This window comes from Streptomyces sp. NK15101, assembly GCF_020400725.1.
Taxonomy (GTDB): domain Bacteria; phylum Actinomycetota; class Actinomycetes; order Streptomycetales; family Streptomycetaceae; genus Streptomyces.
The window spans coordinates 17978-41262 of the sequence record NZ_JAINVG010000056.1; the positions used below are offsets into that span (position 1 = coordinate 17978).

General features: G+C 72.2%; 22 protein-coding genes and 2 tRNA genes. 10 read left to right on the top strand and 14 right to left on the bottom strand.

The window, feature by feature from the left end:
- Positions 1 to 45 precede the first annotated feature (45 nt).
- The 4 genes from K7G60_RS26085 (at position 46) to K7G60_RS26100 (ending at position 3517) form a co-directional block, all read left to right on the top strand.
- Complete coding sequence (locus tag K7G60_RS26085) at positions 46 to 732, top strand: M50 family metallopeptidase (protein ID WP_225803386.1); 687 nt, start codon at positions 46 to 48, stop codon at positions 730 to 732.
- 20 nt (positions 733 to 752) lie between these two features.
- On the top strand, positions 753 to 2084 hold the full coding sequence (aroA, locus tag K7G60_RS26090) for a 3-phosphoshikimate 1-carboxyvinyltransferase (RefSeq protein ID WP_225803387.1): 1332 nt from the start codon (positions 753 to 755) through the stop codon (positions 2082 to 2084).
- A gap of 3 nt (positions 2085 to 2087) precedes the next feature.
- A complete protein-coding gene (rsgA, locus tag K7G60_RS26095) occupies positions 2088 to 3101 on the top strand; it encodes a ribosome small subunit-dependent GTPase A (RefSeq protein ID WP_225803388.1) in 1014 nt (337 codons plus the stop codon).
- A 92-nt stretch (positions 3102 to 3193) separates the two neighbouring features.
- Positions 3194 to 3517: a multidrug efflux SMR transporter gene (locus K7G60_RS26100; protein ID WP_125658544.1), complete on the top strand. Its 324-nt coding sequence runs from the start codon at positions 3194 to 3196 to the stop codon at positions 3515 to 3517.
- On the opposite strand, the gene K7G60_RS26105 is transcribed toward K7G60_RS26100, so the two are convergent.
- A complete protein-coding gene (locus K7G60_RS26105; RefSeq protein WP_225803416.1) occupies positions 3409 to 4044 on the bottom strand; it encodes a TetR/AcrR family transcriptional regulator in 636 nt (211 codons plus the stop codon). The genes K7G60_RS26100 and K7G60_RS26105 overlap by 109 nt on opposite strands.
- 116 nt (positions 4045 to 4160) lie before the next feature.
- On the opposite strand from K7G60_RS26105, the gene hisN reads away from it, so the two are divergent.
- Both hisN and K7G60_RS26115 read left to right on the top strand, forming a co-directional pair.
- Positions 4161 to 4970 (top strand): histidinol-phosphatase, encoded by an 810-nt coding sequence (gene hisN, locus K7G60_RS26110; protein WP_225803389.1) that lies wholly within the window; start codon positions 4161 to 4163, stop codon positions 4968 to 4970.
- A gap of 141 nt (positions 4971 to 5111) precedes the next feature.
- Positions 5112 to 5504: a cyclic nucleotide-binding/CBS domain-containing protein gene (locus K7G60_RS26115; RefSeq protein WP_225803390.1), complete on the top strand. Its 393-nt coding sequence runs from the start codon at positions 5112 to 5114 to the stop codon at positions 5502 to 5504.
- A gap of 78 nt (positions 5505 to 5582) precedes the next feature.
- Here the strand turns inward: K7G60_RS26115 and K7G60_RS26120 are convergent, their stop codons facing one another.
- The gene (locus tag K7G60_RS26120) at positions 5583 to 7052 is read right to left on the bottom strand and encodes a catalase (protein WP_225803391.1); all 1470 of its coding nucleotides are present in this window, start codon (positions 7050 to 7052) and stop codon (positions 5583 to 5585) included.
- Positions 7053 to 7200: 148 nt separating this feature from the next.
- Here K7G60_RS26120 and K7G60_RS26125 point away from each other — a divergent pair, with 148 nt between their 5' ends.
- Positions 7201 to 7620 carry a Fur family transcriptional regulator gene (locus K7G60_RS26125; RefSeq protein ID WP_225803392.1) on the top strand — a complete coding sequence of 140 codons (420 nt, stop codon included), beginning with the start codon at positions 7201 to 7203 and terminating at the stop codon, positions 7618 to 7620.
- A 113-nt stretch (positions 7621 to 7733) separates the two neighbouring features.
- On the opposite strand, the gene K7G60_RS26130 is transcribed toward K7G60_RS26125, so the two are convergent.
- The 4 genes from K7G60_RS26130 to K7G60_RS26145 form a co-directional block, all read right to left on the bottom strand.
- A tRNA-Met gene (locus K7G60_RS26130) sits at positions 7734 to 7807 on the bottom strand.
- A 64-nt stretch (positions 7808 to 7871) separates the two neighbouring features.
- Complete coding sequence (locus K7G60_RS26135; RefSeq protein ID WP_225803393.1) at positions 7872 to 9845, bottom strand: tetratricopeptide repeat protein; 1974 nt, start codon at positions 9843 to 9845, stop codon at positions 7872 to 7874.
- A gap of 204 nt (positions 9846 to 10049) precedes the next feature.
- Positions 10050 to 10123, bottom strand: a tRNA-Met gene (locus K7G60_RS26140).
- Between the two features lie 45 nt (positions 10124 to 10168).
- Positions 10169 to 13072: a UPF0182 family protein gene (locus K7G60_RS26145; protein WP_225803394.1), complete on the bottom strand. Its 2904-nt coding sequence runs from the start codon at positions 13070 to 13072 to the stop codon at positions 10169 to 10171.
- A 135-nt stretch (positions 13073 to 13207) separates the two neighbouring features.
- Here K7G60_RS26145 and K7G60_RS26150 point away from each other — a divergent pair, with 135 nt between their 5' ends.
- On the top strand, positions 13208 to 13759 hold the full coding sequence (locus K7G60_RS26150; protein WP_225803395.1) for a PPA1309 family protein: 552 nt from the start codon (positions 13208 to 13210) through the stop codon (positions 13757 to 13759).
- Positions 13760 to 13852: 93 nt separating this feature from the next.
- Here the strand turns inward: K7G60_RS26150 and K7G60_RS26155 are convergent, their stop codons facing one another.
- The 4 genes from K7G60_RS26155 to K7G60_RS26170 form a co-directional block, all read right to left on the bottom strand.
- Positions 13853 to 14941: a PDZ domain-containing protein gene (locus tag K7G60_RS26155; protein ID WP_225803396.1), complete on the bottom strand. Its 1089-nt coding sequence runs from the start codon at positions 14939 to 14941 to the stop codon at positions 13853 to 13855.
- Positions 14942 to 15007: 66 nt separating this feature from the next.
- Positions 15008 to 15238 (bottom strand): hypothetical protein, encoded by a 231-nt coding sequence (locus K7G60_RS26160; RefSeq protein WP_225803397.1) that lies wholly within the window; start codon positions 15236 to 15238, stop codon positions 15008 to 15010.
- Between the two features lie 195 nt (positions 15239 to 15433).
- Positions 15434 to 15895, bottom strand: a complete 462-nt coding sequence (locus tag K7G60_RS26165; RefSeq protein ID WP_123455317.1) for a molybdenum cofactor biosynthesis protein MoaE — start codon at positions 15893 to 15895, stop codon at positions 15434 to 15436.
- Positions 15896 to 15988: 93 nt separating this feature from the next.
- Positions 15989 to 17098 carry an SDR family oxidoreductase gene (locus K7G60_RS26170; RefSeq protein ID WP_225803417.1) on the bottom strand — a complete coding sequence of 370 codons (1110 nt, stop codon included), beginning with the start codon at positions 17096 to 17098 and terminating at the stop codon, positions 15989 to 15991.
- Between the two features lie 214 nt (positions 17099 to 17312).
- On the opposite strand from K7G60_RS26170, the gene K7G60_RS26175 reads away from it, so the two are divergent.
- Both K7G60_RS26175 and K7G60_RS26180 read left to right on the top strand, forming a co-directional pair.
- The gene (locus K7G60_RS26175; RefSeq protein ID WP_225803398.1) at positions 17313 to 18734 is read left to right on the top strand and encodes a zinc-dependent metalloprotease; all 1422 of its coding nucleotides are present in this window, start codon (positions 17313 to 17315) and stop codon (positions 18732 to 18734) included.
- Positions 18731 to 19255 carry an NUDIX hydrolase gene (locus K7G60_RS26180; RefSeq protein ID WP_225803399.1) on the top strand — a complete coding sequence of 175 codons (525 nt, stop codon included), beginning with the start codon at positions 18731 to 18733 and terminating at the stop codon, positions 19253 to 19255. The genes K7G60_RS26175 and K7G60_RS26180 overlap by 4 nt, the downstream gene beginning before the upstream one ends.
- 51 nt (positions 19256 to 19306) lie before the next feature.
- On the opposite strand, the gene K7G60_RS26185 is transcribed toward K7G60_RS26180, so the two are convergent.
- The 4 genes from K7G60_RS26185 to K7G60_RS26200 all read right to left on the bottom strand — a co-directional run bounded on the left by K7G60_RS26185 (position 19307) and on the right by K7G60_RS26200 (position 23135).
- Positions 19307 to 20062, bottom strand: a complete 756-nt coding sequence (locus K7G60_RS26185) for an AIM24 family protein (protein WP_225803400.1) — start codon at positions 20060 to 20062, stop codon at positions 19307 to 19309.
- Between the two features lie 19 nt (positions 20063 to 20081).
- A complete protein-coding gene (locus tag K7G60_RS26190; protein ID WP_225803401.1) occupies positions 20082 to 20762 on the bottom strand; it encodes an AIM24 family protein in 681 nt (226 codons plus the stop codon).
- A gap of 12 nt (positions 20763 to 20774) precedes the next feature.
- The gene (locus tag K7G60_RS26195) at positions 20775 to 22427 is read right to left on the bottom strand and encodes a TerD family protein (RefSeq protein WP_225803402.1); all 1653 of its coding nucleotides are present in this window, start codon (positions 22425 to 22427) and stop codon (positions 20775 to 20777) included.
- A gap of 132 nt (positions 22428 to 22559) precedes the next feature.
- Positions 22560 to 23135, bottom strand: a complete 576-nt coding sequence (locus tag K7G60_RS26200) for a M48 family metallopeptidase (protein WP_225803403.1) — start codon at positions 23133 to 23135, stop codon at positions 22560 to 22562.
- Positions 23136 to 23285: the final 150 nt, after the last annotated feature.

Genomic DNA, 23285 nt, shown 5'->3' on the forward strand with positions numbered 1-23285 from the left:
CCACACTGCCACGTTCCCGACCACGAGCGAGGAGCCGTCCGCCAAATGACCGAGATCCTCGGCACCCAACCCGCTCCCGACACGTGGGTCGTCGGCGTCACCGCCGCCTGCGCCCTGAGCCTGGTCGTCTTCCGCCGTCCCTGGCTCCTGGCCCGCAACGCGATCACCATCGCCCACGAGGGCGGCCACGGGCTCGTCGCCCTCGCCATGCGCCGCCGCCTGCAGTCGATCCGGCTGCACTCGGACACCAGCGGGCTGACCGTCTCCCGCGGCCGCCCGACCGGCCTCGGCGTCGTCCTCACCCTGGCCGCCGGCTATCCGGCGGCCCCGCTGCTCGGGCTCGGCGGCGCCGCCCTGCTCGGCACCGGCCACGTCACCCTGCTGCTGTGGATCGCGACCGCGCTGCTGCTCGCGCTGCTGGTGATGGTCCGCAACGCGTACGGGGTCCTCACCGTCCTCCTGACGGCCGCCGCCTTCCTCCTCGTCTCCTGGCTGACCGGGCCCGACGTCCAGTCGGTCTTCGCGTACGCGGCGGTCTGGTTCCTGCTGCTCGGCGGTGTCCGCCCGGCCTTCGAGCTCCAGGCGAGGCGGCGCCGCGGCGGCGCCCCCGACTCGGACGCGGACCAGCTGTCGCGGCTCACCCATGTGCCCGCGGGCGTGTGGCTGTTCTTCTTCCACACGGTCGCCCTGTCCGCCCTGATCGGCGGCGGGCGCTGGCTCCTGGGCTTCTGACTCCCCCGTACAGTGAGTCCATGACCGCAGCAGCTTCCGCGCACACCGACCCGCCCACCGACCTCTGGCCCGCCCCGTACGCCCGCGGCGCCGTCGACGCGACCGTCACCGTGCCCGGATCGAAGTCGGTCACCAACCGCGCCCTGGTCCTCGCCGCGCTCGCCGCCGAGCCGGGCTGGCTGCGCCGCCCGCTGCGCTCCCGCGACACCCTCCTGATGGCCGAGGCGCTCCGCACCCTCGGCGTGAAGATCGAGGAGGGGGTGGGCCCCGACGGCTCGGGCGAGGCCTGGCGGATCATCCCCTCCCCGCTGCGCGGCCCCGCGACCGTCGACGTCGGCAACGCCGGCACGGTCATGCGCTTCCTGCCGCCGGTCGCGACCCTCGCCGACGGACCGGTGCGCTTCGACGGCGACCCCCGCTCCCACGAGCGCCCGCTGCACGGCGTGATCGACGCGCTGCGCGCGCTCGGCGCCCGGATCGACGACGACCGCCGGGGCGCGCTCCCGATGACCGTGCACGGCGCCGGCGGCCTGGACGGCGGCACCGTCGAGATCGACGCCTCCTCGTCCTCCCAGTTCGTCAGCGCCCTGCTGCTCTCCGCGCCCCGCTTCAACCAGGGCGTCGAGGTGCGGCACGTCGGCAGCAGGCTCCCCTCGCTCCCGCACATCCGGATGACGGTCGACATGCTGCGGGCGGTCGGCGCCCAGGTCGACGAGCCGGAGCACGGCGGCGCCCCGAACGTGTGGCGGGTGACGCCCACCGGCCTGCGCGGCCGGGACCTCGTCGTCGAGCCCGACCTGTCGAACGCGCAGCCGTTCCTGGCGGCGGCCCTGGTGACCGGCGGCCGGGTGACGATCCCCGACTGGCCGGAGCGGACCACCCAGCCGGGCGACGAGCTGCGCCGGATCTTCACCGAGATGGGTGGTTCCTGCGAGCTCACCGACGCGGGCCTGACCTTCACCGGCACGGGCCGGATCCACGGCATCGACGTGGACCTCGGCGAGGTCGGCGAGCTGACCCCCGGCATCGCGGCGGTCGCGGCGCTGGCCGACTCCCCGTCGACGCTGCGCGGGGTGGCCCATCTGCGGCTGCACGAGACGGACCGGCTCGCGGCGCTCACCAAGGAGATCAACGGGCTCGGCGGCGACGTGACGGAGACCGAGGACGGCCTCCACATCCGCCCGCGTCCGCTGCACGGCGGTGTCTTCCACACGTACCACGACCACCGCATGGCGACGGCGGGCGCGATCATCGGCCTCGCGGTCGAGGGCGTGGAGATCGAGGACGTGGCGACGACGGCGAAGACCTTGCCGGACTTCCCGACGATGTGGACCGAAATGCTCGGGGTCTGAACCATGCGGCGCTACGGCAAGCACACCGACGAGGACGACATCCGCCAGCGGCCCAACCGCAAGGGCACCCGTCCCCGCACCAGCATCCGTCCGAAGCACGAGGACGCCGTCGAGGGCATGGTCCTCACCGTCGACCGCGGTCGGCTCACCTGTCTGGTGGACGACCGGACCGTGACGGCGATGAAGGCGCGCGAGCTGGGCCGCAAGGCCGCCGTCGTCGGCGACCGGGTCTCCCTGGTCGGCGACCTCTCCGGCGAGAAGGACACGCTGGCCCGGATCGTCCGGATCGCCGAGCGCAGCTCGGTGCTCCGGCGCACCGCCGACGACGACGACCCGTACGAGCGGGTGGTCGTCGCCAACGCCGACCAGCTGGCGATCGTCACCGCGCTCGCCGACCCGGAGCCGCGTCCCCGGCTGATCGACCGCTGTCTGGTGGCGGCGTACGACGGCGGGCTCTCCCCGCTGCTCGTCCTGACCAAGTCGGACCTGGCCCCGCCGGACGCGCTCCTGGAGATGTACGGCGCGCTGGGCGTGCCCCATGTGGTGACCACCCGCGAGGAGTTCGTCGACGGGGTCGCCGCCGAGCGGGTCCACGAGCACCTCAAGGGCCGCACCACAGCGTTCGTCGGCCACTCCGGCGTCGGCAAGACGACCCTGGTGAACGCGCTGGTCCCGCCGGACCGGCGGCGCACCACGGGCGTGGTGAACGCGGTCACGGGCCGCGGCCGGCACACCACCACCTCGGCGCTCGCGCTGCCGCTGAACGACAAGGAGGGCGGCTGGGTCATCGACACCCCGGGCGTGCGCTCCTTCGGTCTGCACCACGTCGACCCGTCCCGGGTCATCCACGCCTTCCCCGACCTGGAGCCGGGCACGGAGAACTGCCCGCGCGCGTGCAGCCACGACGAGCCGGACTGCGGGCTCGACGCCTGGGTGGCGGAGGGGCACGCCGATCCGGCGCGGCTGGTCTCGCTGCGGCGGCTGCTCGCCACCCGGGAGCGACGCGAGGGCGACTGAGCCTCCGGCGTTTACGCCCGGTCTCTGCCGGTAAGTGCATAATCGCACCAAGTGCGACGGAGCAGTCACCGACGGCGTGGGAGGCACTGACGATGGCGTGGCTGCTGGTGGTGGTCGCGGGGTTCCTGGAGACGGGCTTCGCGGTCTGTCTGAAGCTCTCGCACGGCTTCACCCGGCTGTGGCCGACGATCGCCTTCGCCTCCTTCGCCCTGGGCAGCTTCGGCCTCCTCACGCTGGCGCTGCGGAAACTCGACGTGGGTCCGGCGTACGCGGTGTGGACCGGGATCGGCGCGGCCGGGACCGCGATCTACGGGATGGTCTTCCTCGGCGACGTGGTCTCCACGCTCAAGATCGTCTCGATCACCCTGGTCATCGTGGGGGTCATCGGACTCCAGCTCTCCGGGTCCGCGCACTGAGGGGTCACCGGCAGGACCGGTGCGACGACGTGGCTGAGGGCGATCCGTACGGCGAGTTCGCAGCCGGCCGCCCACTCCTCCCCCGCGCAGGCCGCGGTCTCCGCCACCAGCTCACCGGGCGCGGGCGGTCCGGCGTCGGCGCGCCGCTGGGCGGGGACGGGGGCGGGGCGGGCGCCGGGCCGGGCCGGCCGGGGCTGGGGCAGCCGCTCGTTCCAGGCGCCGGTGAGCAGGGCCCGGAGTACCGGGCGGACGGCGGCGCGGGTGACGATCCACTCGGCGACGGCGACGAGGTTCCGCTCGGGCGGGGCGGGGACGGCGAGCAGGTCCCGGACGCCCTGGAGGTAGGCGTCGGCCTCCCTGCGCACGAGAGCGCGCGCGAGCCCCTCCTTGCTGCCGAACTCGTTGTAGAGGGTCTGCCGGGAGACCCGGGCGGCGGTGGCGAGGTCGGCCATCCGTACGGCGGACCAGGGGCGGTGCGCGAGCGCGGCGAGCGCGGCGTCGAGCAGTGCCTCGCGGGCGCTCGCCATCCTCACCTCCGGAGGGAACGGTTCTCCGCACAGCGTCGGCAGGCGCGCACCCTCTGTCAAGGGGCCGCGGTGGACGGTTCGCCGGGTGTCCGCGCGTCGGGGATAGAGTGCCGACCATGGCCGATTACCACGATGATCTGCGTCTCGCCCACGTCCTCGCGGATGCCGCCGATGCGGCCACCATGGACCGTTTCCAGGCGCTCGACCTCCGGGTCGAGACGAAGCCGGACATGACTCCGGTGAGCGAGGCCGACAAGGCGGCGGAGGAGCTGATCCGCGGACAGCTTCAGCGCGCCAGGCCGCGCGACGCGATCCTCGGCGAGGAGTACGGCGTGGAGGGCTCGGGCCCGCGCCGCTGGGTGATCGACCCGATCGACGGCACGAAGAACTACGTGCGCGGGGTACCGGTCTGGGCGACCCTGATCGCGCTGATGGAGGCCGGGGAGACCGGGTTCCAGCCGGTGGTGGGCGTGGTGTCCGCCCCGGCGCTCGGCCGGCGCTGGTGGGCGGCGAAGGGGCTCGGCGCGTACACGGGCCGCAGCCTGGCCTCGGCGACCCGGCTGAGCGTCTCGAAGGTCGCGTCCCTGTCGGACGCCTCCTTCGCGTACTCCTCGCTGAGCGGCTGGGAGGAGCAGGGGCGCCTCGACGGCTTCCTCGACCTCACGCGCGCGTGCTGGCGGACCCGGGCGTACGGCGACTTCTGGCCGTACATGATGGTCGCGGAGGGCTCCGTGGACATCTGCGCGGAGCCGGAGCTGTCGCTGTGGGACATGGCCGCGGTCGCGATCGTGGTCCAGGAGGCCGGCGGCACGTACACGGGCCTGGACGGCCGGCACGGGCCGCACAGCGGGAACGCGGCGGCCTCGAACGGCCTGCTCCACGGCGAGCTGCTGAGCTACCTGAACCAGGAGGGCGCGCAGGGCTGAGCGCCGCCGGCGCTCCCCGGGGGCGCTTCGCGCGCCCCCTTGTCGAGCCACCTCCCCGGTGCAACTCTGAGAGTCCCCCCACTTGTGAACTTGTGAATTCTTTCTCGTTCGGGGGGTCACACCAAGGAGGTGGCTCCGTCCATGCTCGTCCGTGACGCCATGAGCACCGTGGTACTCACCATCGGCCCCGCCCACACCCTCCGACAGGCAGCGCGACTGATGTCGGCCCGCCGCGTCGGCGCGGCGATCGTCCTCGACACCGACGCCGGCGGCCTCGGCATCCTCACCGAGCGCGACATCCTCAACTCCCTGGCCCGGGACCAGGACCCCGACCGGGAGACCGCGGGTTCCCACACCACCCGTGACGTGGTCTTCGCCGCGCCCGCCTGGACCCTGGCGGAGGCGGCCGAGGCCATGACGCACGGCGGCTTCCGCCACCTCGTCGTCCTCGACGACCGGGGCCCCGTCGGCATCGTCTCGGTGCGCGACATCATCCGCTGCTGGATCCCGGTGCACAGCGTCGCCACCGGCTGAGCGGTCCCCCGGAGCACGCGAGGGCGGGCCGGACTCCTCACGGAAGTCCGGCCCGCCCCCTACCCACGGCAAGCGCCCTCAGCCACGCAGGGCCTGGACCGCGGCCTCCAGCCGCTTGCCGAAGTCACCGTCCGCCTTGCGGAAGTTGTCGATCGCCCGCTCGGCGATGTCGTCGCGCGAGACCTTGGCGATGAAGCCGGCCAGGTTCCCGACGAGACGTCCCTTCTCGTCCTCCGACATCAGGCGGTAGAGGTCGCCCGCCTGCACGAAGTCGTCGTCCTCGGCGTGCGTGGGGGCGGGGTGGTCGCCGGTCACGCCGGTGACCGGGGAGCCGGCCCAGAGCGGCCGGTCCGTCTGGTGCGGACCGCCGAAGCTGTTCGGCTCGTAGTTCTTCGCGCCCTTGTGGCGGCCGTCGTAGAGGAAGCCGTCACGCGCGTGGGTGCGCGCCTCGGTGGCGTGCGGGCGGTTCACCGGCAGGTGGTCGGCGTTGATGCCGACGCGGTAGCGGTGGGCGTCGCCGTAGGCGAAGAGGCGACCCTGGAGCATCTTGTCCGGGGAGGGTCCGATGCCCGGCACGAAGTGCGCGGGGCTGAAGATCGACTGCTCGACCTCGGCGAAGATGTTCTCCGGGTTGCGGTTGAGCTCCAGCTTGCCGATCTCGATCGGCGGGTAGTCGGCGTGCGGCCACACCTTGGTGAGGTCGAACGGGTTGAAGCGGTAGTTCGCCGCGTCGGCCGCGGGCATGATCTGGACCTGCACGGTCCAGCTCGGGAAGTCGCCGCGCTCGATGGCCTCGCGCAGGTCGCGCTGGTGCGAGTCCGGGTCCTCGCCGGCGAGCCGGTTGGCCTCGTCCTGGGTGAGGTTCTTGATGCCCTGGTCGGTCTTGAAGTGGTACTTGACCCAGAAGACCTCGCCGGCCTCGTTGTTCCACTGGAACGTGTGCGAGCCGTAGCCGTTCATGTGGCGGTACGAGGCGGGGATGCCGCGGTCGCCGAAGAGCCAGGTGACCTGGTGGGTCGACTCCGGGGAGAGGCCCCAGAAGTCCCAGACGTTGTCCGCCTCCTGCGAGCCGGTGTACGGGTCGCGCTTCTGGGTGTGGATGAAGTCGGGGAACTTGATGGCGTCCCTGATGAAGAACACCGGGGTGTTGTTGCCGACGAGGTCGTAGTTCCCCTCCTCGGTGTAGAACTTCAGCGCCCAGCCGCGGGGGTCGCGTACCGCGTCCGCCGCGCCGAGGCTGCCCGCGACGGTGGAGAAGCGCAGGAAGGTCTCGGTCTCCTTGCCGACCTCGGAGAGGAACTTGGCGCGCGTCCACCGCGTGACGTCACGGGTCACCGTGAAGGTGCCGTAGGCGCCCGCGCCGCGCGCGTGCACCACGCGCTCCGGGATGCGCTCGCGGTTGAAGTGGGCGAGCTTCTCCAGGAGGAGCTGGTCCTGGACGAGGACCGGACCGCCGACGCCCGCGGTCTCGCTGTTCTGGTTGTCGGCGACCGGAGCCCCGGCCTCCGTGGTGAGCGGTCCCTGCGTCACGTGCGCCTCCTGCGTCATCCCTGCGAGTCCTGTCTCCCGGCCGGACCCTCGAACGAGCCCTCGGCCAGTGCCTGCCCAGATCCTACATTGGACAATGTCCAAGTCAAGTTGAGGTCCAAAGTCACATACGTTCGGGATCTTGTTCCCGGCTGTTACCCTGGCTCCCATGAGTGACCTGTTGGAACGACTGCGCGGACGCGGCTGGCGGATGACCGCGCAGCGCCGCGTCGTGGCCGAGGTCCTCGACGGGGATCATGTGCACCTGACCGCCGACGAGGTCCACGCCCGCGCGGTGGCGAAGCTGCCCGAGATCTCCCGCGCGACCGTGTACAACACGCTGGGCGAGATGGTCACCCTCGGCGAGGTCATCGAGGTCGCCACCGACGGCCGCGCCAAGCGGTACGACCCCAACGCCCACCGGCCCCACCAGCACCTGGTCTGCGGCCGCTGCGGCGCGATCCGCGACGTGCACCCGGCCGGCGACCCGCTGGCGGACCTCCCGGACACCGAGCGCTTCGGCTTCACGATCTCGAACGTCGAGGTCACCTACCGGGGCATCTGCCCGAACTGTGCCGCGACGGCCTGACGACGCACCGAGGAGGCCCCCGCTCCGGCGGGGGCCTCTCCGTGTCCCGGGGCACGCGGGAACGCCGAAGGCCCGGATCCAGTGACTGGATCCGGGCCTTCGGTGCTACTGAGTAGCGGGGACAGGATTTGAACCTGCGACCTCTGGGTTATGAGCCCAGCGAGCTACCGAGCTGCTCCACCCCGCGTCGGTGAACCCAACCCTACGGGACCCCCGTCACCAGCGCAAATCCGTTAACGCTCGGCACCCCGCTACGCCGTGAGCTCCTGGTGCAGCGCCTCGCTCAGCCGGGCCGCCCGCTCGGCGACCTCCGCCGGGCCCAGCTCCACCGCGCGATCGCACCAGCGACGCCCCTCGGTGAGCTCCCCCCGGCGCGCCGCGAGCAGCGCGAGCCGGAGCGCGGCGCGGCCGTGGCCGGCCCGGGCCGCCCGGGTCCACCAGAGGGCCGCCTCCCGCTCGCTGCCCTCGCGGGCGAGGAGCAGGCCGAGGTTGAAGGCGCCGTTGCGGCTGCCCGCCTCGGCGGCCTCGCGGTACCAGCGGTCGGCCTCGGCCAGGTCGCCCCGCCCGGCGGCGAGCATCCCGACCCGCACCTGGGCACGCCGGTGCCCCTGCTGGGCGGCCCGCTCGTACCACTCCTCGCACTCGGACTTCTCCTCGCGGGGCGCCCCGAGCACGGCGGGGCCGGGCTCGGGGCGACGCGCGTCGAGCACCGAGGCGAGCCGGAAGGCGGCCTCGGCGCTGCCGCCCCCGGCCGCGCACCGCAGGTGCCGCTCGGCGGTCTGCTCGTCACCGTCCCGCAGGGCGGCGATGCCGACCTGGAGGGCGGCCTCGGTGTGCCCGGCGGCCGCGGCCCGCTCGTACCAGACCAGCGCCGTGCGGTCGTCGCCGCGGCCGGCGTGGAGGATGCCCAGGTTGAAGGCGGCGTCCACGCTGCCGGCCTCGGCGGCCTTGGAGAACCAGGGCTCGGCGCCGTTGGCGTCGCCGGCCTGGAGGAGCAGGACGGCGAGCGCGTTGGCGGCCTCGCGGTGACCCGCGTAGGCGGCGCGCCGGTACCACTGCTCGGCCTGCGGGATGCGGTCCTGGGCGGCGCAGAGCAGCCCGAGGTTGTAGGCGCCGTTCACGTCGCCGGCGTCCATGGCGGCCCGGTACCAGCGCTCGGCGGTCTGCTGCTCGCCCCGGGCGGCGTGCAGGGCGCCGAGGGCGTTGGCGGCGTTGCCGTCGCCGTCCTGGGCGGCCCGCAGCCACCACACGGCGGCGCTCTCCTCGTCGCCCGCGTCGCGGAGCAGGAAGCCGAGGGCGCAGGCGGCCTTCGCCTCGCCCTCCTTGGCGGAGCTGAGGTACCAGCGGCCGGCCTCCTTGAGCTCGCCGCGGTGCTCCAGGATGGCGCCCAGGTGGAGCGCGGCCCGCCGGTGGCCGCGCGCGGCGGCCTGCCGGAACCACTGCTCGGCCTCGGCGGCCTCTCCCGCGCCCTCGCCGGCAGGCTGCCCGGGAACGGCGACCGCGGTGCCGGTCACGGCCGCGCCGGAGGGCACGCCCGCCCTGGCGCCCGGGGTGCGGAGCCGGGTGCCGGTCTCGTGCGGCCCGCGGGTGGTCTCGGTGGCGCGGCGCTCCAGGGCGAGGGCGAGGCGGTAGGCGGCCTCGCGGTGGCCCTGCTCGGCGGCGGCGCGCAGCCAGCGCTCGGCGCCGACGTCGCTGCGGTGCTCCAGGAGGTCGGCGAGGGCGTACGCGCCGAGGGCGTGACCCTGCTCGGCGGCCTGGCGGAGCCAGTACTCGGCGGCCGGCTCGTCGCCGCGCTCGCGGTGGTGGCGGCCCAGGGCGTGGGCGGCGGGGGCGGAACCGGCGACGGCGGCGACCCGCCACCAGCCGGCCGCCTCGTCGGGGTATCCGCGCTGGTGGAGCAGGACGCCCAGGTTGTTGGCGGCGGCCCGGTCCCCCTCGGCGGTGGCGGCGCGCAGGTACGGCTCGGCGCCGTCGAGGTCGCCGCGACGCAGCAGCAGTGCGCCGAGCGCGCTCATCGAGGCGAGGTCACCGCGCTCGGCGGCCCGCCGGTGCCGGGCCTCGACCTCGGTCTCGGTCTCGTTCTCGGCGTCGGTCTCGGCGGTGGTGCCGACGACCGCATCGACGGCCCCCACTGCCTCGATGATCTCGTCCGCGGCGTTTCTGGCGTGCCGCTGCACAAACCGCCCTGTCTCCAACAGAGTTGCCCTGTCCCCCATAAATACCATCGTCGCACCACCCGCAACCCGAGCACACCTGGTATACCGCAGCCAGTGAGGTCACTCAGCGTTTTGTCGACATGCCCACAGAGAGACAAGTCAAACACGACTCACGCCAACTCGCCCCTTCCCTACCGCTCTTCGGCACCCCCCGGCACGTCGACACACGACAAGGGCCCGGATCCTTATGGATCCGGGCCCTTGTCCTCTGAGTAGCGGGGACAGGATTTGAACCTGCGACCTCTGGGTTATGAGCCCAGCGAGCTACCGAGCTGCTCCACCCCGCGTCGGTGAAACCACAGTATCACGACGCGGGGACGGAAAACCTCAGGTCAGCCGCCTGACCCCGGCTTCTTGAGCTTCGCCCCGGCCTCCGCGGCCTTCTGGAGCGCCGCCTGGAGGTCCTCCTGGGCCTTGCCGTACGCCGCCCAGTCGCCCTTCTGCAGAGCGGCCTCGCCCGCGTCGTACGCCTTCTGGGCGTCGGCGATGGCCTGCTGCAGGGCCGCGTCGTTCGAAGCGGGCGGCTGGGTCGTGCCGGGCGGCTGCGTGGTGCCCGGCGGGGTCGTCGGCGGGTTGGGCGCCTCCACCCCGAAGACCGCGTTGAGCGCCTCGGTGAGGTTGTCCTCGAACACCGTGGTGTCCTTGGTCGTGTCACCGTCCGGCTGGTCCGCGTCCACGTACGACACCGCGACCTTCTTCAGGAGCGGGTAGAGCGCGTTGCGTCCCTGGGCGTACACCGGCTCCACGTACAGGAACCCGCCGTCGAGCGGCACGGTCAGCAGGTTGCCGTACTGGATGTCGGAGTCGGCGCCCTTCATGTCCCGCACGAAGGTGGCCACGGAGGGCAGACCGTTGAGCTTGCTCTGCACCTGGACCGGGCCCGGCACGTCCTCGGTGACCCGCAGCAGCCTCAGCCGGCCGTACTCCTTGCTGGTGGCGTCGGCGTCGACCGCCATGAAGCCGCCCAGGTTGGGCCGCCCGTTCGGCGTGAACGTCGTCGTCAGCGAGAAGCGCTGCGCCGTGTCCCCGGGCATCTTCATGTTCAGGTAGTACGGCGGGACCGCGTTGCCGTCCTTGTTGGTCGGGTCGTCCGGCACCTGCCAGGCGTCCGAACCGCTGTAGAACTGCGCGGGGTCGGTGACGTGATAGCGCGTCAGCAGCTCGCGCTGCACCTTGAACATGTCCTGCGGGTAGCGCAGGTGTGCGAGCAGGTCGCCCTTGATCTCGGACTTCGGCTTGACGGTGTCCGGGAAGGCCTTCATCCAGGTCTTCAGGACCGGGTCCTGGGTGTCCCACTGGTAGAGCTTCACCGTGCCGTCGTAGGCGTCGACGGTGGCCTTGACCGAGTTGCGGATGTAGTTGACCTGGTTCTGCTGGGCGACGACCGTGCGCTGCTGGTTGCCGACGGTCAGCGAGTCGGCCGTGGTGTCGCCGAGCGTGGTGCGCGAGGCGTACGGGTAGCCGTTGGTCGTCGTGTAGGCGTCGACGATCCACTGGATCCGGCCGTCGACGACCGCCGGGTAGGCGTCGCCGTCGATGGTCAGCCAGGGCGCGACGGCCTCGACGCGCTCCTTGGGCGTGCGGTTGTAGAGGATCCGCGAGCCCTCGCCGATGGCTCCCGAGTAGAGGATCTGCGGCTCGCTGAAGGCCACCGCGTACGCGGCGCGGTTGAAGGTGCTGGAGAGGCTGACGCCGCTCTTCTCCTTGTAGCTGGTGGTCTTCTCGCCGTTCTCCTCGTAGTCCAGCTCCTTCTGCGGGCCGCCCACGATCGAGTACTGGTCGGTCTTCTCGCCGTAGTAGATCCGCTGCTGGTACGTGCCGAGCGAACCGGTCGTCGGCAGTCCGGACTCGGTGAAGACCGGGGAGCCGTTGGCGTCCGTCTGCGTGCCCGAGGCCATGATCGCGCCGAAGCCGTGGGTGTAGGTGAAGTGGTCGTTGATCCAGTTCCGCTTCGGGATGCCCCGGATGTTCAGCTCGCGCAGGCCGACGACGGTGTCCTTGCCGGCGTAGCGGTCCACGTCCAGGGTGGTCGGGAACTGGTAGTACTTCCGCTTCTGCTCCAGCTGCTGGAACGTCGGCGACACGATGTTCGGGTCGAGGAGGCGGTAGCCGGCCGCCGTGTCGGCGTCCGCCCGCAGCTTGTCCTTGGCCTTGACCGTCGACTTGCCCGAGTAGTTCTCGGGCTTCGTCCCGTCGATCGCGTATGCCTTGCGGGTCGCGTCGATGTTCTTCTGGATGTACGGCGCTTCCTTGGCCTGCTCGTTCGGCTGGACCTGGAACTTCTGCACGATGGCCGGGTACAGGCCGCCGATCAGGATCGCGGAGAGGACCATCAGGCCGAAGCCGATCACCGGCAGCTGCCAGGTGCGGCGCCAGAGCGTCGCGAAGAACAGCAGCGCGCAGATGACGGCGATGCAGAACAGGATCGTCTTCGCCGGCAGGTACGCGTTGGCGTCGACGTACCGCAGGCCCGTCCAGTTGCCCGTCGCCTTGAAGTCGCTCGACTTCACCGCCAGGCCGTACCGGTCGAGCCAGTACGCCACGGCCTTGAGCGCGACGAAGAGGCCGAGCAGCACCGAGAGGTGCCCGGTCGCGGCGGCGGTGGCGCGCGCCCCCGGGCTGGTGATCCGCAGCCCGCCGTACAGGTAGTGCGTGAGCGCGGCGGCGACCAGCGACAGGACGGCGGCGGCGAAGCCGAACGCGAGGAGGAAGCGGTACCAGGGCAGGTCGAAGGCGTAGAACGACACGTCGAGCCCGAACTGCGGGTCCTTCTGGCCGAACTTCACTCCGTTGACCCACATGAGCCAGGTGCGCCACTGGCCGGACGCGGAGGCGCCCGCGATCAGGGCCACCAGGGCGGTGACCGCGAGCAGCACCCACTTCTTGAAGGGGGCCAGGCCCATCCGGTACCGGTCGAGGCTCTGCTGCTCCAACGACATCGCGCTGAGCGGCGGCCGCAGCCGGTACGCCAGCCAGACGTTGAAGCCGACGGCGAGCCCCATCAGCAGGCCGAAGACCAGGAAGAGACCGATCTTGGTCCACAGGGTGGTGGTGAAGACGGACGAGTACTCGACCGAGCGGTACCAGAGCCAGTCCGTCCAGAACCCGGCGAACATCACGAACGCCATGGCGAGGACGGCCAGCACCCCGAGTGTCATGAGCAGGGTGCGGGCCCGCCGGGACGGCCGGCCGACTCTCACCCTCGGCCCGGACGGGCCTTGGCCACGGTCCGGCATCTGGAAAGCCAACGTGCGCCCCTCGATGTTGATGCGTCTGAAAGCAGGCCCCGCGATCGTAGAGCCCACTGATGCAACTTACTGAGGCTTTACCTAGTTCCCGCCTTCCGGGGAAGAGGAGGCAGGATATTGGTCATGTCCAACCTTTCCCCCTCCGGCCCGGCGATGGCCGCGAGCCCCCTCACCCGCGCGGTGCTCGAGATCGACGAGTACGCCTCGGGCCTCGGCTGGGACCAGCCCGCCCGCCTGTTCGCCCTGGTCGACACCGCACGGCTGCGCGCCCAGGAACCCAAGCTCGCCTCCCAGCTCGGCCTGGGCGACGACGCCACCTCCTACACCCCGATCGAGCAGGACAAGCTGCCGCGCGGCAAGGCCCTCGACGAGTTCCTCGGCACGATCGCCTGGCCCGACGCCGTGGCCGGCTGCGCCCTGACCGTGGAGCGGCTCATGCTGCCCCCGTCGGCCGAGGCCCAGGTCCCGCAGGGCCTGAACGAGAAGCAGCTCGCCAAGTGGGTCGCCGGGCACCCGGACCGCCAGGAGGTCCGGATGACCGTGGCGGTGCTGCGGAACGGCACCCGCGAGGCGGCGATCCGGCTGCGCGAGAAGGACTCCCCGACCGAGGTGCTGACCGGCCCCGACCTGGTGCCGGGCCTCGCCGAGGCGCTGGCGGCGACCTTCGAGGGCTGAGCCGTCCGGGTGGGGCTCCGAGAGCGCCGCGCCCGCGTACGAGGAGGGGCGCCCCGTCGATGACGGGGCGCCCCTCCTCGTACGCGCGTGCGCTCAGCTCTTCGAGCAGCTCGGCAGCGACTTCGTGTCGCCCGCGCGGAGCTTCTCCAGCGACTTCGTGGCATCGTCGATGGTGCCGACCTTGATCAGGGTGAGCCCGTCGGGCGTGTCGGCGGCGGCCGCCTCGCAGTTGTCGGCCGGGGTGAGGAAGTACTCGGCGCCCGCGTTCCGCGCGCCGACCAGCTTCATCTCGATGCCGCCGATCGGACCGACCTCGCCCTTGTCGTCGATGGTGCCGGTGCCGGCGATGAACCGGCCGTCGGTGAGGCTCTCCGGGGTGAGCTTGTCGACGATGCCGAGGGCGAACATCAGACCGGCGCTCGGGCCGCCGACGTCGGCCAGGTTGATGTCGATCGTGAACGGGAAGACGTGGTCGGTGCCGGCCTGGATGCCGACGACGGCCCGGTCGCCCTCCTCCGACGTGGTCGTCGTGATGACCACCTTCCGGGTGACGGTGGGCTCCTTGTGGGCCTTCTCGGCGGCGGCCGCCTCCTTGGCCGGGACGATCGTGAACACGACGTCCTGGCCGGGCTTCCGCTTCGTCACCTGCTTGGCGACGTCGCCCTGCTCCTTGACCGGCACGCCGTCGACGGCCTTGATGACGTCCCCGGCGTGCAGCTTGCCCTCCGCCGGGGCGCCCTTGACGACGGTCGCGACGACGACCCGGGCGACCACCGGGATGCCCAGCTCCCCGAGGGCCGCCACCTTGGCGCTCTCCTGGGACTGGGTGAACTCCTCGGCGTTCTCCTGGCTCGACTCCTCCTCGGTCTTCCCGTCCGGGTAGAGGGTGTCGTGCGGCACCACCACGTTGTCGTGGGCCAGCCATCCGTAGACGGCCTCGACGGCGTTCATCCTGTAGTCCGCGCTGGTGACGCGGACCGTCGTCATGTTGAGGTGGCCGTCGGTCGGGTAGGTCTTGCGTCCGGAGATCCGGAGGACCGGTTCCCCCCTGGCCTCGCCGAGGGTGTTGACCGTGGGACCCGGGCTCATCTCCGCGTAGGGCACCGGGATCAGAACGCCCGCGATGAGCAGACAGATCAGGACCAGGGTGGAGGCGAGCATCGTCGCGGTGCGGCGTGGCATGGAACGACAGTACGGGACTCGTCTGTGGGTGCACCCCTGGGGCGGTCCGTACGAGACCGCTCCGCGTCAGCCGGACGGCGACGTGGTGACGGCGGAGGCCGTCGCGGCCGGTTCGCGCTCCTCACGAGCGGAATCGGTGATCGCGGTGTGGGACCGCTCCATGGCGTCCCGGAAGCGCGCATAGCCGGCGAGTTCCGCCACGTCGCCTATGGTCTTGTTCCTCGAAGCCCAGCTTCCCCATATCGCCGCGCCGACGACTGCGAAAAGCGGAATCAGCAACCAGGCCAGCGCTGCCATCCCGACCTCCCATCCCCAGTGAGTTGATCAGCAGACTGTCTCATCTGTGAGGTCAACGCTCGCCCTTGGGGGCCGGTTACGCAAATCGGGCGTTCGACTACACCCTGTCGGCGCGCCGCCTTGCCGTCGTCCGACGGGTCCCGGCCCTCCGCCGGCCCCCGGCCGGGGAGGGACCGCCGGGCACGGGGCGGAGGCTCAGCAGGCCCCGACCCACTCCTCGGTGCCGTCCGAGAACTTCTGGTGCTTCCAGATGGGGACCTCGTGCTTGAGGTCGTCGATGAGCTTCCGGCAGGCCTCGAAGGCCTCGCCGCGGTGGGGACAGGAGACGGCGACGACGACCGCGAGGTCGCCGACGCGCAGGTCGCCGACGCGGTGCACGGCGGCCAGGGCACGGACCGGGTAGTTCGCGACGACCTTCTCGGCGACGCGGCGCAGCTCCGCCTCGGCGGTCGGGTGACAGGAGTAGCCCAGCGCGTCGACGTCCGCGCCGCCGTCGTGGTTGCGCACGGTGCCGACGAAGAGGGTGGTGCCGCCGGCGGCGTCGTCGCCGACGGCCCGGAAGACCTCGTCGACCGAGAGCGGGGTGTCACGGATCGCGAGCAGCTTGATCGGGTCGTCCGCCGCCTGCTCGCCGGGGTGGTCGTGCGTCTGCGCCATGAGCCCATGGTGCCGTACGGCTCCGGCATCCGGTAAGGGACCTTTCAGCCTGTGGACGGGACCCCCCGTAGGAGGGTCCTACAAGCCGGAGGGCTACAGACCGCGCCGTTTCCGCATCTGCCGCACCAGGGCCGCCGTGCCGAGCAGCGCCACCGTCGCACCGGCCGCACCGGCCGCCGTGGCGTCCTTGCGGCCCAGGCGGCGGCCGGCGACCGTGTGACGGCCCTCGACCTCCTCCAGGAGCGCGGCGAGGACCTCCTCGTTCGTCCACTTGGGGCGCCAGCCGGCGTCGTGCAGGCGTCCGACGCTCACCACCCAGGGGTGCATGGTGTACGCGAGGTCGCCCGCCGGGGACGGGGTGAGCCCGATCCGGTGGAGGCGGGCCGCCGTGCCGAGGGCGACGGCGGAGGGCAGCTCCATGCGCCGGATCCCGGAGAGCTCCTCGACCTCCTCCTGTTCGAGCCAGCCCTCGCAGCCGACCGCGAGCTCCCCGTCGACCTTCTCCAGGGCCGCGTACTCCAGTGCGCTCACCAGGTCCTCGACGTGGCAGAACTGCCAGGTGGGCCGGGAGCCGGCGACGACGAGCAGCCGGGGCGACTCGAAGTAGCGGGTCAGCGCCGTGTCCGTACCGCCCACGAGGACGGCCGGGCGGACGACGGTGACGTTCAGGCCGGGGTGCGCGCGGGGGGCGCGGCGGCCGAGGCGCTCGATCTCCAGCATGTCGCCGACGCCGGTGGCCTCCGCCGTCGCCCTGAGCTCGGCGTCCTCGGAGAGCGGGATGTCGTTGTCGGGCAGGGCGCCGTAGACCATGGTGGAGGTGCAGAGCACCACCCGGTGGACGCCGGCCGCGGCGGCGGCGGTGAGCACGGTCTGCGTGCCGCGCACGTTGTAGGCCGTCCGGGCGGCGGGGTCGGTCTCCAGGTCGAGGTCGACGGCGAGGTGGACGACGACGTCCGCGCCGCGCAGCTTCTCGGCGATGGCCGGATCGCGCACGTCGAGGATGTGCCACTGCGCCTCGTCGACCTCGCCGCGGCGCTCGTCGATGGCGACGACCCGCTTGACCTCGTCGGAGGCGGCGAGGCGCCTGGTGAGCAGGTCACCGACACCGGAAGCGGCGCCGGTGACCGCGACGACGGGGCCGCGCACGGCGGACCGGGTTGAGTGGTTTCGCGCTCCGCGAACCTGTGGATCTGGGGAACTCACCGGGCGTCTCCAGCGGTTGTCTTCAGTACGCACGCGCATGACGCGTACGGACCAGGTGGCGTCCATCCTGCCGCAGGGCACGGCCCGGCGGAGCACCGAGCCCATTTCCGGCCCGGATGTCTACGCTGGTGGTGTGCGGGGCCTGTCTGGACAGGCCCTGGTCGGGCAGTCGCCGTCGGCAGGAGGCCGGCGGCCCTACGAGCCGAGGAAACCTGTGAGTGACACCCCATTCGGATTCGGCCTTCCGCCGGAGGAGCCGGAGAACGGCGACGAGGGCAAGAAGAAGGACCCCGCCGGAGGTGGCCAGGGGTCCGGTGGCAACCCGTTCGGCGCGAACCCCTTCGGCTTCGGCGGGCTGCCGGGCATGGGCGGTCCCGGCGGCGCGGACAATCCGTTCGCCGCGATGTTCGGCTCCCTGAACCCCAACGACCTGGGCGCGGCCTTCCAGCAGCTCGGGCAGATGCTGAGCCACTCGGGTGGTCCCGTGAACTGGGACATGGCCAAGCAGATCGCGCGCCAGGTGGTGGCCCAGGGCACCGCCGACGGCACCAAGGACGCCAGCGTGGGCCCGGCCGAGAAGTCGGCGGTCGAGGAGGCCGTGCGCCTGGCCGACCTCTGGCTGGACCAGGTCACCTCGCTGCCCTCCGGCGCGGGCACGGCCGTCGCGTGGAGCCGTGCCGAGTGGGTCGAGGCGACGCTGCCGGCGTGGCAGCAGCTGGTGGACCCGGTCGCCGAGCGGGTCGGCTCGGCGATGGGCGACGTCCTGCCGCAGGAGATGCAGGCCATGGCCGGCCCGCTGATCGGCATGATGCGCTCCATGGGCGGGGCCATGTTCGGCCAGCAGATCGGGCAGGCCGTGGGCGCGCTCGCCGGTGAGGTCGTCGGCTCGACGGACGTCGGTCTGCCGCTGGGCCCGGCCGGGCGTGCCGCGCTGCTGCCGCTGAACATCGAGGCCTTCGGCAAGGACCTGGGCGTGCCCTCGGACGAGGTGCGGCTCTACCTGGCCCTGCGCGAGGCCGCGCACCAGCGCCTCTTCGCGCACGTGCCGTGGCTGCGGGCGCACCTCTTCGGCGCGGTCGAGGGGTACGCGCGCGGGATCAAGGTCGACACCTCGAAGCTGGAGGAGGCCGTCGGGCAGCTCGACCCGACGCACCCGGAGCAGCTGCAGGAGGCGCTCCAGCAGGGCATGTTCCAGCCGGAGGACACCCCGGAGCAGAAGGCGGCCCTGGCCCGTCTGGAGACGGCGCTCGCGCTGGTCGAGGGCTGGGTGGACGCGGTGGTCCACGAGGCCGCGAAGGCCCGGCTGACCTCGGCGGACGCGCTGCGCGAGACGCTGCGCCGGCGCCGGGCCTCGGGCGGTCCCGCCGAGCAGACCTTCGCGACCCTGATCGGTCTGGAGCTGCGGCCGCGGCGACTGCGGGACGCGGCGCGCCTGTGGGCCTCGCTCACGGACGCGCGCGGGGTCGACGGCCGGGACGCGCTGTGGGAGCACCCGGACATGCTGCCGACGGCGACGGACCTGGACGACCCGGACGGCTTCGTGCACCGCGAGCACCTCGACTTCTCCGAGCTGGACAAGATGCTCGGCGAGGCGGCCAGGGGCGACGCGCCGGAAGACGGGGACGGCAAGGAGTGACCCTGCACGACGACGCGGTCCTCGTCCTGAAGGGGTACGAGGACCAGCCGGAGCTGCGCGATGTCTACCTGGACCATCTCGCCCGGCATCAGGACGGCATGTACAAGCCCTGCGAGGCCGGGCATCTGACCTCCAGCGCGCTGGTGATCGACCCTTCGCGGGGGCGGGTCCTCCTGACCCTGCACAAGAAGCTGGGCATGTGGCTCCAGATGGGCGGCCACTGCGAGCCGGGCGACCCGACGGTGGAGGCGGCGGCGCTGCGCGAGGCGACCGAGGAGTCCGGCATCGCGGGCCTCGGCCTGCTGCCGGGCGGTCCGGTGCGGCTGGACCGGCACCCGATCCCGGCGCCCTGCCACTGGCACCTGGACGTGCAGTACGCGGCGCTCGCCCCGGCGGACGCGGTGGCGGAGATCAGTGACGAGTCACTGGACCTGCGCTGGTTCGCGTACGACGAGGTGGCCTCGGTGGCCGACACCTCGGTGGTCGAGCTCCTGAAGGGCACGCTGGCGCGACTGGCGTGACGGACAGCGGTGAGGGGCCGGTCGCCACGGCGACCGGCCCCTCACGTGTGCTCAGTTCCAGGCGTTGTTCTGGTTCTGGGCGTGGGAGCCGTGCTGGCCGGCGCCGAACTGGGCGGCGATGCCCTGCCCGATGGCCGCGTGCTGCGGGGGCATGACCTCGCTCGGCTGGACGAGCGCGAAGCCCTGGCCGAGGAAGCTGAGCTCCCAGCCCTCGCCCGTGTCGCCGCGGCGGCGGCGGATGCTGGAGTTGGTCGTCTGCGCCTGCATCTGGACGCGCAGTCCGGTGGACCAGGCGACGATCGCGTCCGCGTCGACGCTGACGTACTTCTCGGGCGTGACCTGCATCATCAGCGGCTGCCCCGAGGTCATCAGGGCGACCTTGCCGCGGCCGGAGATGTTGAGCTGGTACTTGCCGGAGCCGGAGATGCCGTACTGGCTGTCGACGGCGATGACCTCGGTGTGGAGGGTCGAGTCGAGCGCCAGGACGTAGGCGCTGTCGACGGTCAGGCCCTCCTGCTCGACCTCCACGATGTGGACGTACTGGGCGAGGTTGGCGAAGTAGACCGTGCCCTGGCCGGAGCAGCGCATCAGGTCCAGGCCCTCACCGGTGCGGGCGCGGGCCCGCCGCTGGCTCGGCGTCTGGTACTCGCCGTCGAAGTCGACGAGGCCCTGGTACGCGACCATGGCGCCCTTGCGGGCGAGGACGTCGTCCTGGCCGGTCAGGCTGACCCGCAGGAGCTGCGGGTTCTGGACGACGTACCGCTCCTGGCTCTGCTGTTCGGCGTGGTTGAAAAGCGGGCTCTGCATGGTGTGTTCTCGCTCCCCCTCAGCCCCGGATCCGCAGGCGGTCGGTGCTGTCCTCGCTCGGCTGTACGACGACGATGCCCTGGCCCGAGAAGGCCATCTGGTATGCCTCGCCGCTGCCCCGCCCGATGAGGGAGGAAGCCTTGAAGCTGCGCTTGCCCTTGACCTTGAGCGCGGGCGACCAGGCGACGAGCGCGTCGGGGTCGACGTACGTCTCGTCCTCGCCGCGGCCGCAGTCGACGACGATCGGCGTGCCGCGCGAGGTGAGCGCGACCCAGCCGGTGCCGGCGATCTCCACGTTGAACAGGCCCTGGCCGGCGAACTTGGCGAGCCCCTTGACCCGTTCGACGCCCCACTGGAGGTGGGCGTCGAAGGCGAGCACGTTGGTGCCGTTCACCGAGATCGAGTCGTTCTGGAGGTTGATGACGACGACGTCGGCGCCGTAGTCGGCGAGGTAGAGCAGTCCGTCGCCGGAGCACTTCATGATGGGCGCGCCCTCGCCGGTGGCCCACTGCTGGGCGACCTGGCGGACGGCGGGCGGGTTGGGCTCGTAGGTGATGAAGCCCTCGTAGGCGACCATCGAGCCGGTCCGGGCGTACAGGTCCTGGCCGGAGGCCATGGCGACCTTGAGCATGGTGCGGCCGTGGTTCTCCATCCGGGCCGCGACGGGGGTCGGGGCGTAGCCCGCGAGTTGCTGGTTCATGACGGGCTCCCTCTAGACCTCGTAGGGCTGGACGACGATGAAGTTGCCGGGGGCTCCCCGGAACTGGAGGTTCACGGTCTCCCCGCTGTGGCCCGGGTAGGCGTTGCGGCGGAGCCGCACCTGGCTGGAGAGGATGACCTGGGACGCGGACGACCAGGCGACGACGGCGTTGCAGTCGGCGAAGGTGGTCGGCGTGACGGGCAGGACGACGGGGATGCCGTGCGTCTTCACGACGACGGTGCCGGTGCCCTGGAACTGCATGGTGAACAGGGCGCCGCCGGGGATGCCGTGGCCCTCGATGCGGCGGACCTCGTACTGCAGGGACTCGTCGAACGCGAGGACGTTCTCGGCGGAGACGCAGATGCCGTCGCCCTGGAGCTCGATCGGGTGCAGATGGGCGCCGTCCTCGGCGAGGAAGACCTGGCCGCGGCCGGTGCAGCGCATGAGCTGCATCTCCTGGCCGGTGGCGTTGCCGACGATCCGGCCGGCGAAGCCCGCGCCCTTGTAGCCGAAGTCGACCTTGCCCTGGTACATGACCATGGAGCCCTGCCGGGCGAGGACGGGCACGCCGCCCATGGCGAGGTCGACCCGCATGAGCTGCTGGTTCTGCGGGGTCCAACGGGTGCCGGTGGGGGTCTCCTTGTACGGCGCGAGCGCGGCGGCGAGCCCCGCTCCGGTCGCCGGCACGCCCTGCGGGACGCCGGGCTGCTGCCCGTACGCCGGCGGCTGCTGCCCGTACGGGGCGGGCGCGGCCTGCCCGTAGGGGGCCTGCGGCGGCTGGCCCTGACCGGGGTACTGGCCGGGGGGCTGGGCCGGGACCTGGCCCGGGTACTGGCCGGGAGGCTGGCCCGGGACCTGGCCGTACTGCGGCTGCTGCGGCGGCTGCCCGTACGGGGCGGGGGCCGGGGCGGGCGGCGGCACGGGCGCCGGGGCCATGGGCGCCACCATCGTGGGCGCCGTGTGGACCGGCGGCGCGGGCGGGACGGGCGCCTGCGGGGCCTGCGGGGCGCCGAACGCGGGCGCGGGGGCCGGGGCGGGCGCGGCGGGGGCACCGAAGGCCGGGGGCGCCGCCGCCTGCGGCGGCGGGGCGAAGCCGGGGGTCGCGGCCTGCTGCGGCGGGGCGGCGGCCGGCTCGTCCTCGGCGACCTCGCCGCCGAAGTTCCGCAGGAGCGCCTCCAGGCCTCCGTCGAAGCCCTGGCCGACGGCGGCGAACCGCCACACGTCCTTGAGGTAGAAGTCGCCGAGCATCACCGCGCGTTCGGTGGAGAACTCCGCGCCCGTGAACGCGTAGCGCGCGACCTCCTCGCCGCCCGCCACGATCCGCAGGTGACCGGGGCCGACCTGGGACATCTGGCCGGCGCCGTCGATCGTCGCGGTGAACGACAGCTTGTGGATGTGCGCGGGGATGCGGTCGAGGGTGACGCGGAACGACTCGGTGTCACCGGACTGCGCGCCGAGCAGCTGGATGGACTCCTCGGGCGACTTCGGCTGGTTGAAGAAGACGAAGTACCGGTCGTCGGAGAGCCGCTCGTCCGCGTCGAGTCCGAAGCAGCTGATGTCGAAAGTCAGTCCGGGGGCCGCGATCTGCACACCGACGTACAGATCGGTCCCCGCGGTCAGATCACTGATCTTGGCCTTGTGGCCGCGTTGGAATTCCCTGGCCATGCGTAACGACCGTCCCCCATCCCGAATGGCGAATGCTCGCGCCAGGCTAACCGCTGGGCACGACATTGAGACAGGCCAGGTCCTTTTCGGTACGGAATCGGGAAACAGGCGCCCGCGCGCGTGGCGGCGCCGTCACTCCTCGTCGGCGGCCGGAAGGTGCGGCAGGCGCCCGGCGGCGACCACGCCCTCCAGGTAGCCGCGCGCCCGCTCGGTGCGGGGGTACGCCTCCAGGAGCCGCCAGAACCGCGGCCCGTGACCGGGGACGAGGAGGTGTGCCAGCTCGTGCAGGAGGACGTAGTCGACGACGTACTCGGGCATGCCCTGGAGCCGGTGGGAGAGGCGGATGCTGCCCTCGGAGGGCGTGCAGGAGCCCCAGCGGGTGTTCTGGTTGGTCACCCAGCGGACGGAGCCGGGGCGGGCCCGGCCGTCGAAGTACTGCTCCGAGAGGCGCAGGGCGCGCTCGGCGAGCTCACGGTCGCCGAGGACGCTCCGGCTCTCCTGGGCGGCGAGCTTGTCCAGCATGACGCCCACCCAGCGGCGCTCCTCCGCCTCCGACATGCGGGCCGGGATGAGCACGACGGTCCGGTCGCCCTCGCGGTAGGCCGAGACGGTTCTCCGCCGCCGCGGGCTTCTGCGGACCTCGACCGCGCTCGTTCCCGCCCCGCGGGGCGGTTCACTGGTCACGCTGCGCTGTGGGTCGGCGGGCACGGCCCCGACGTTACCCGCCGGCGGCGGGGGAAGTCCCGCCCGGGAGCGGTTTCGGAACGATCCGACCCCACCGCGCACCATTTGAATGACTAATCCCCCTGGTCTGTGGACAACTTTCGGCGACCGGCACGGCGGCGGGGCATTCTCACT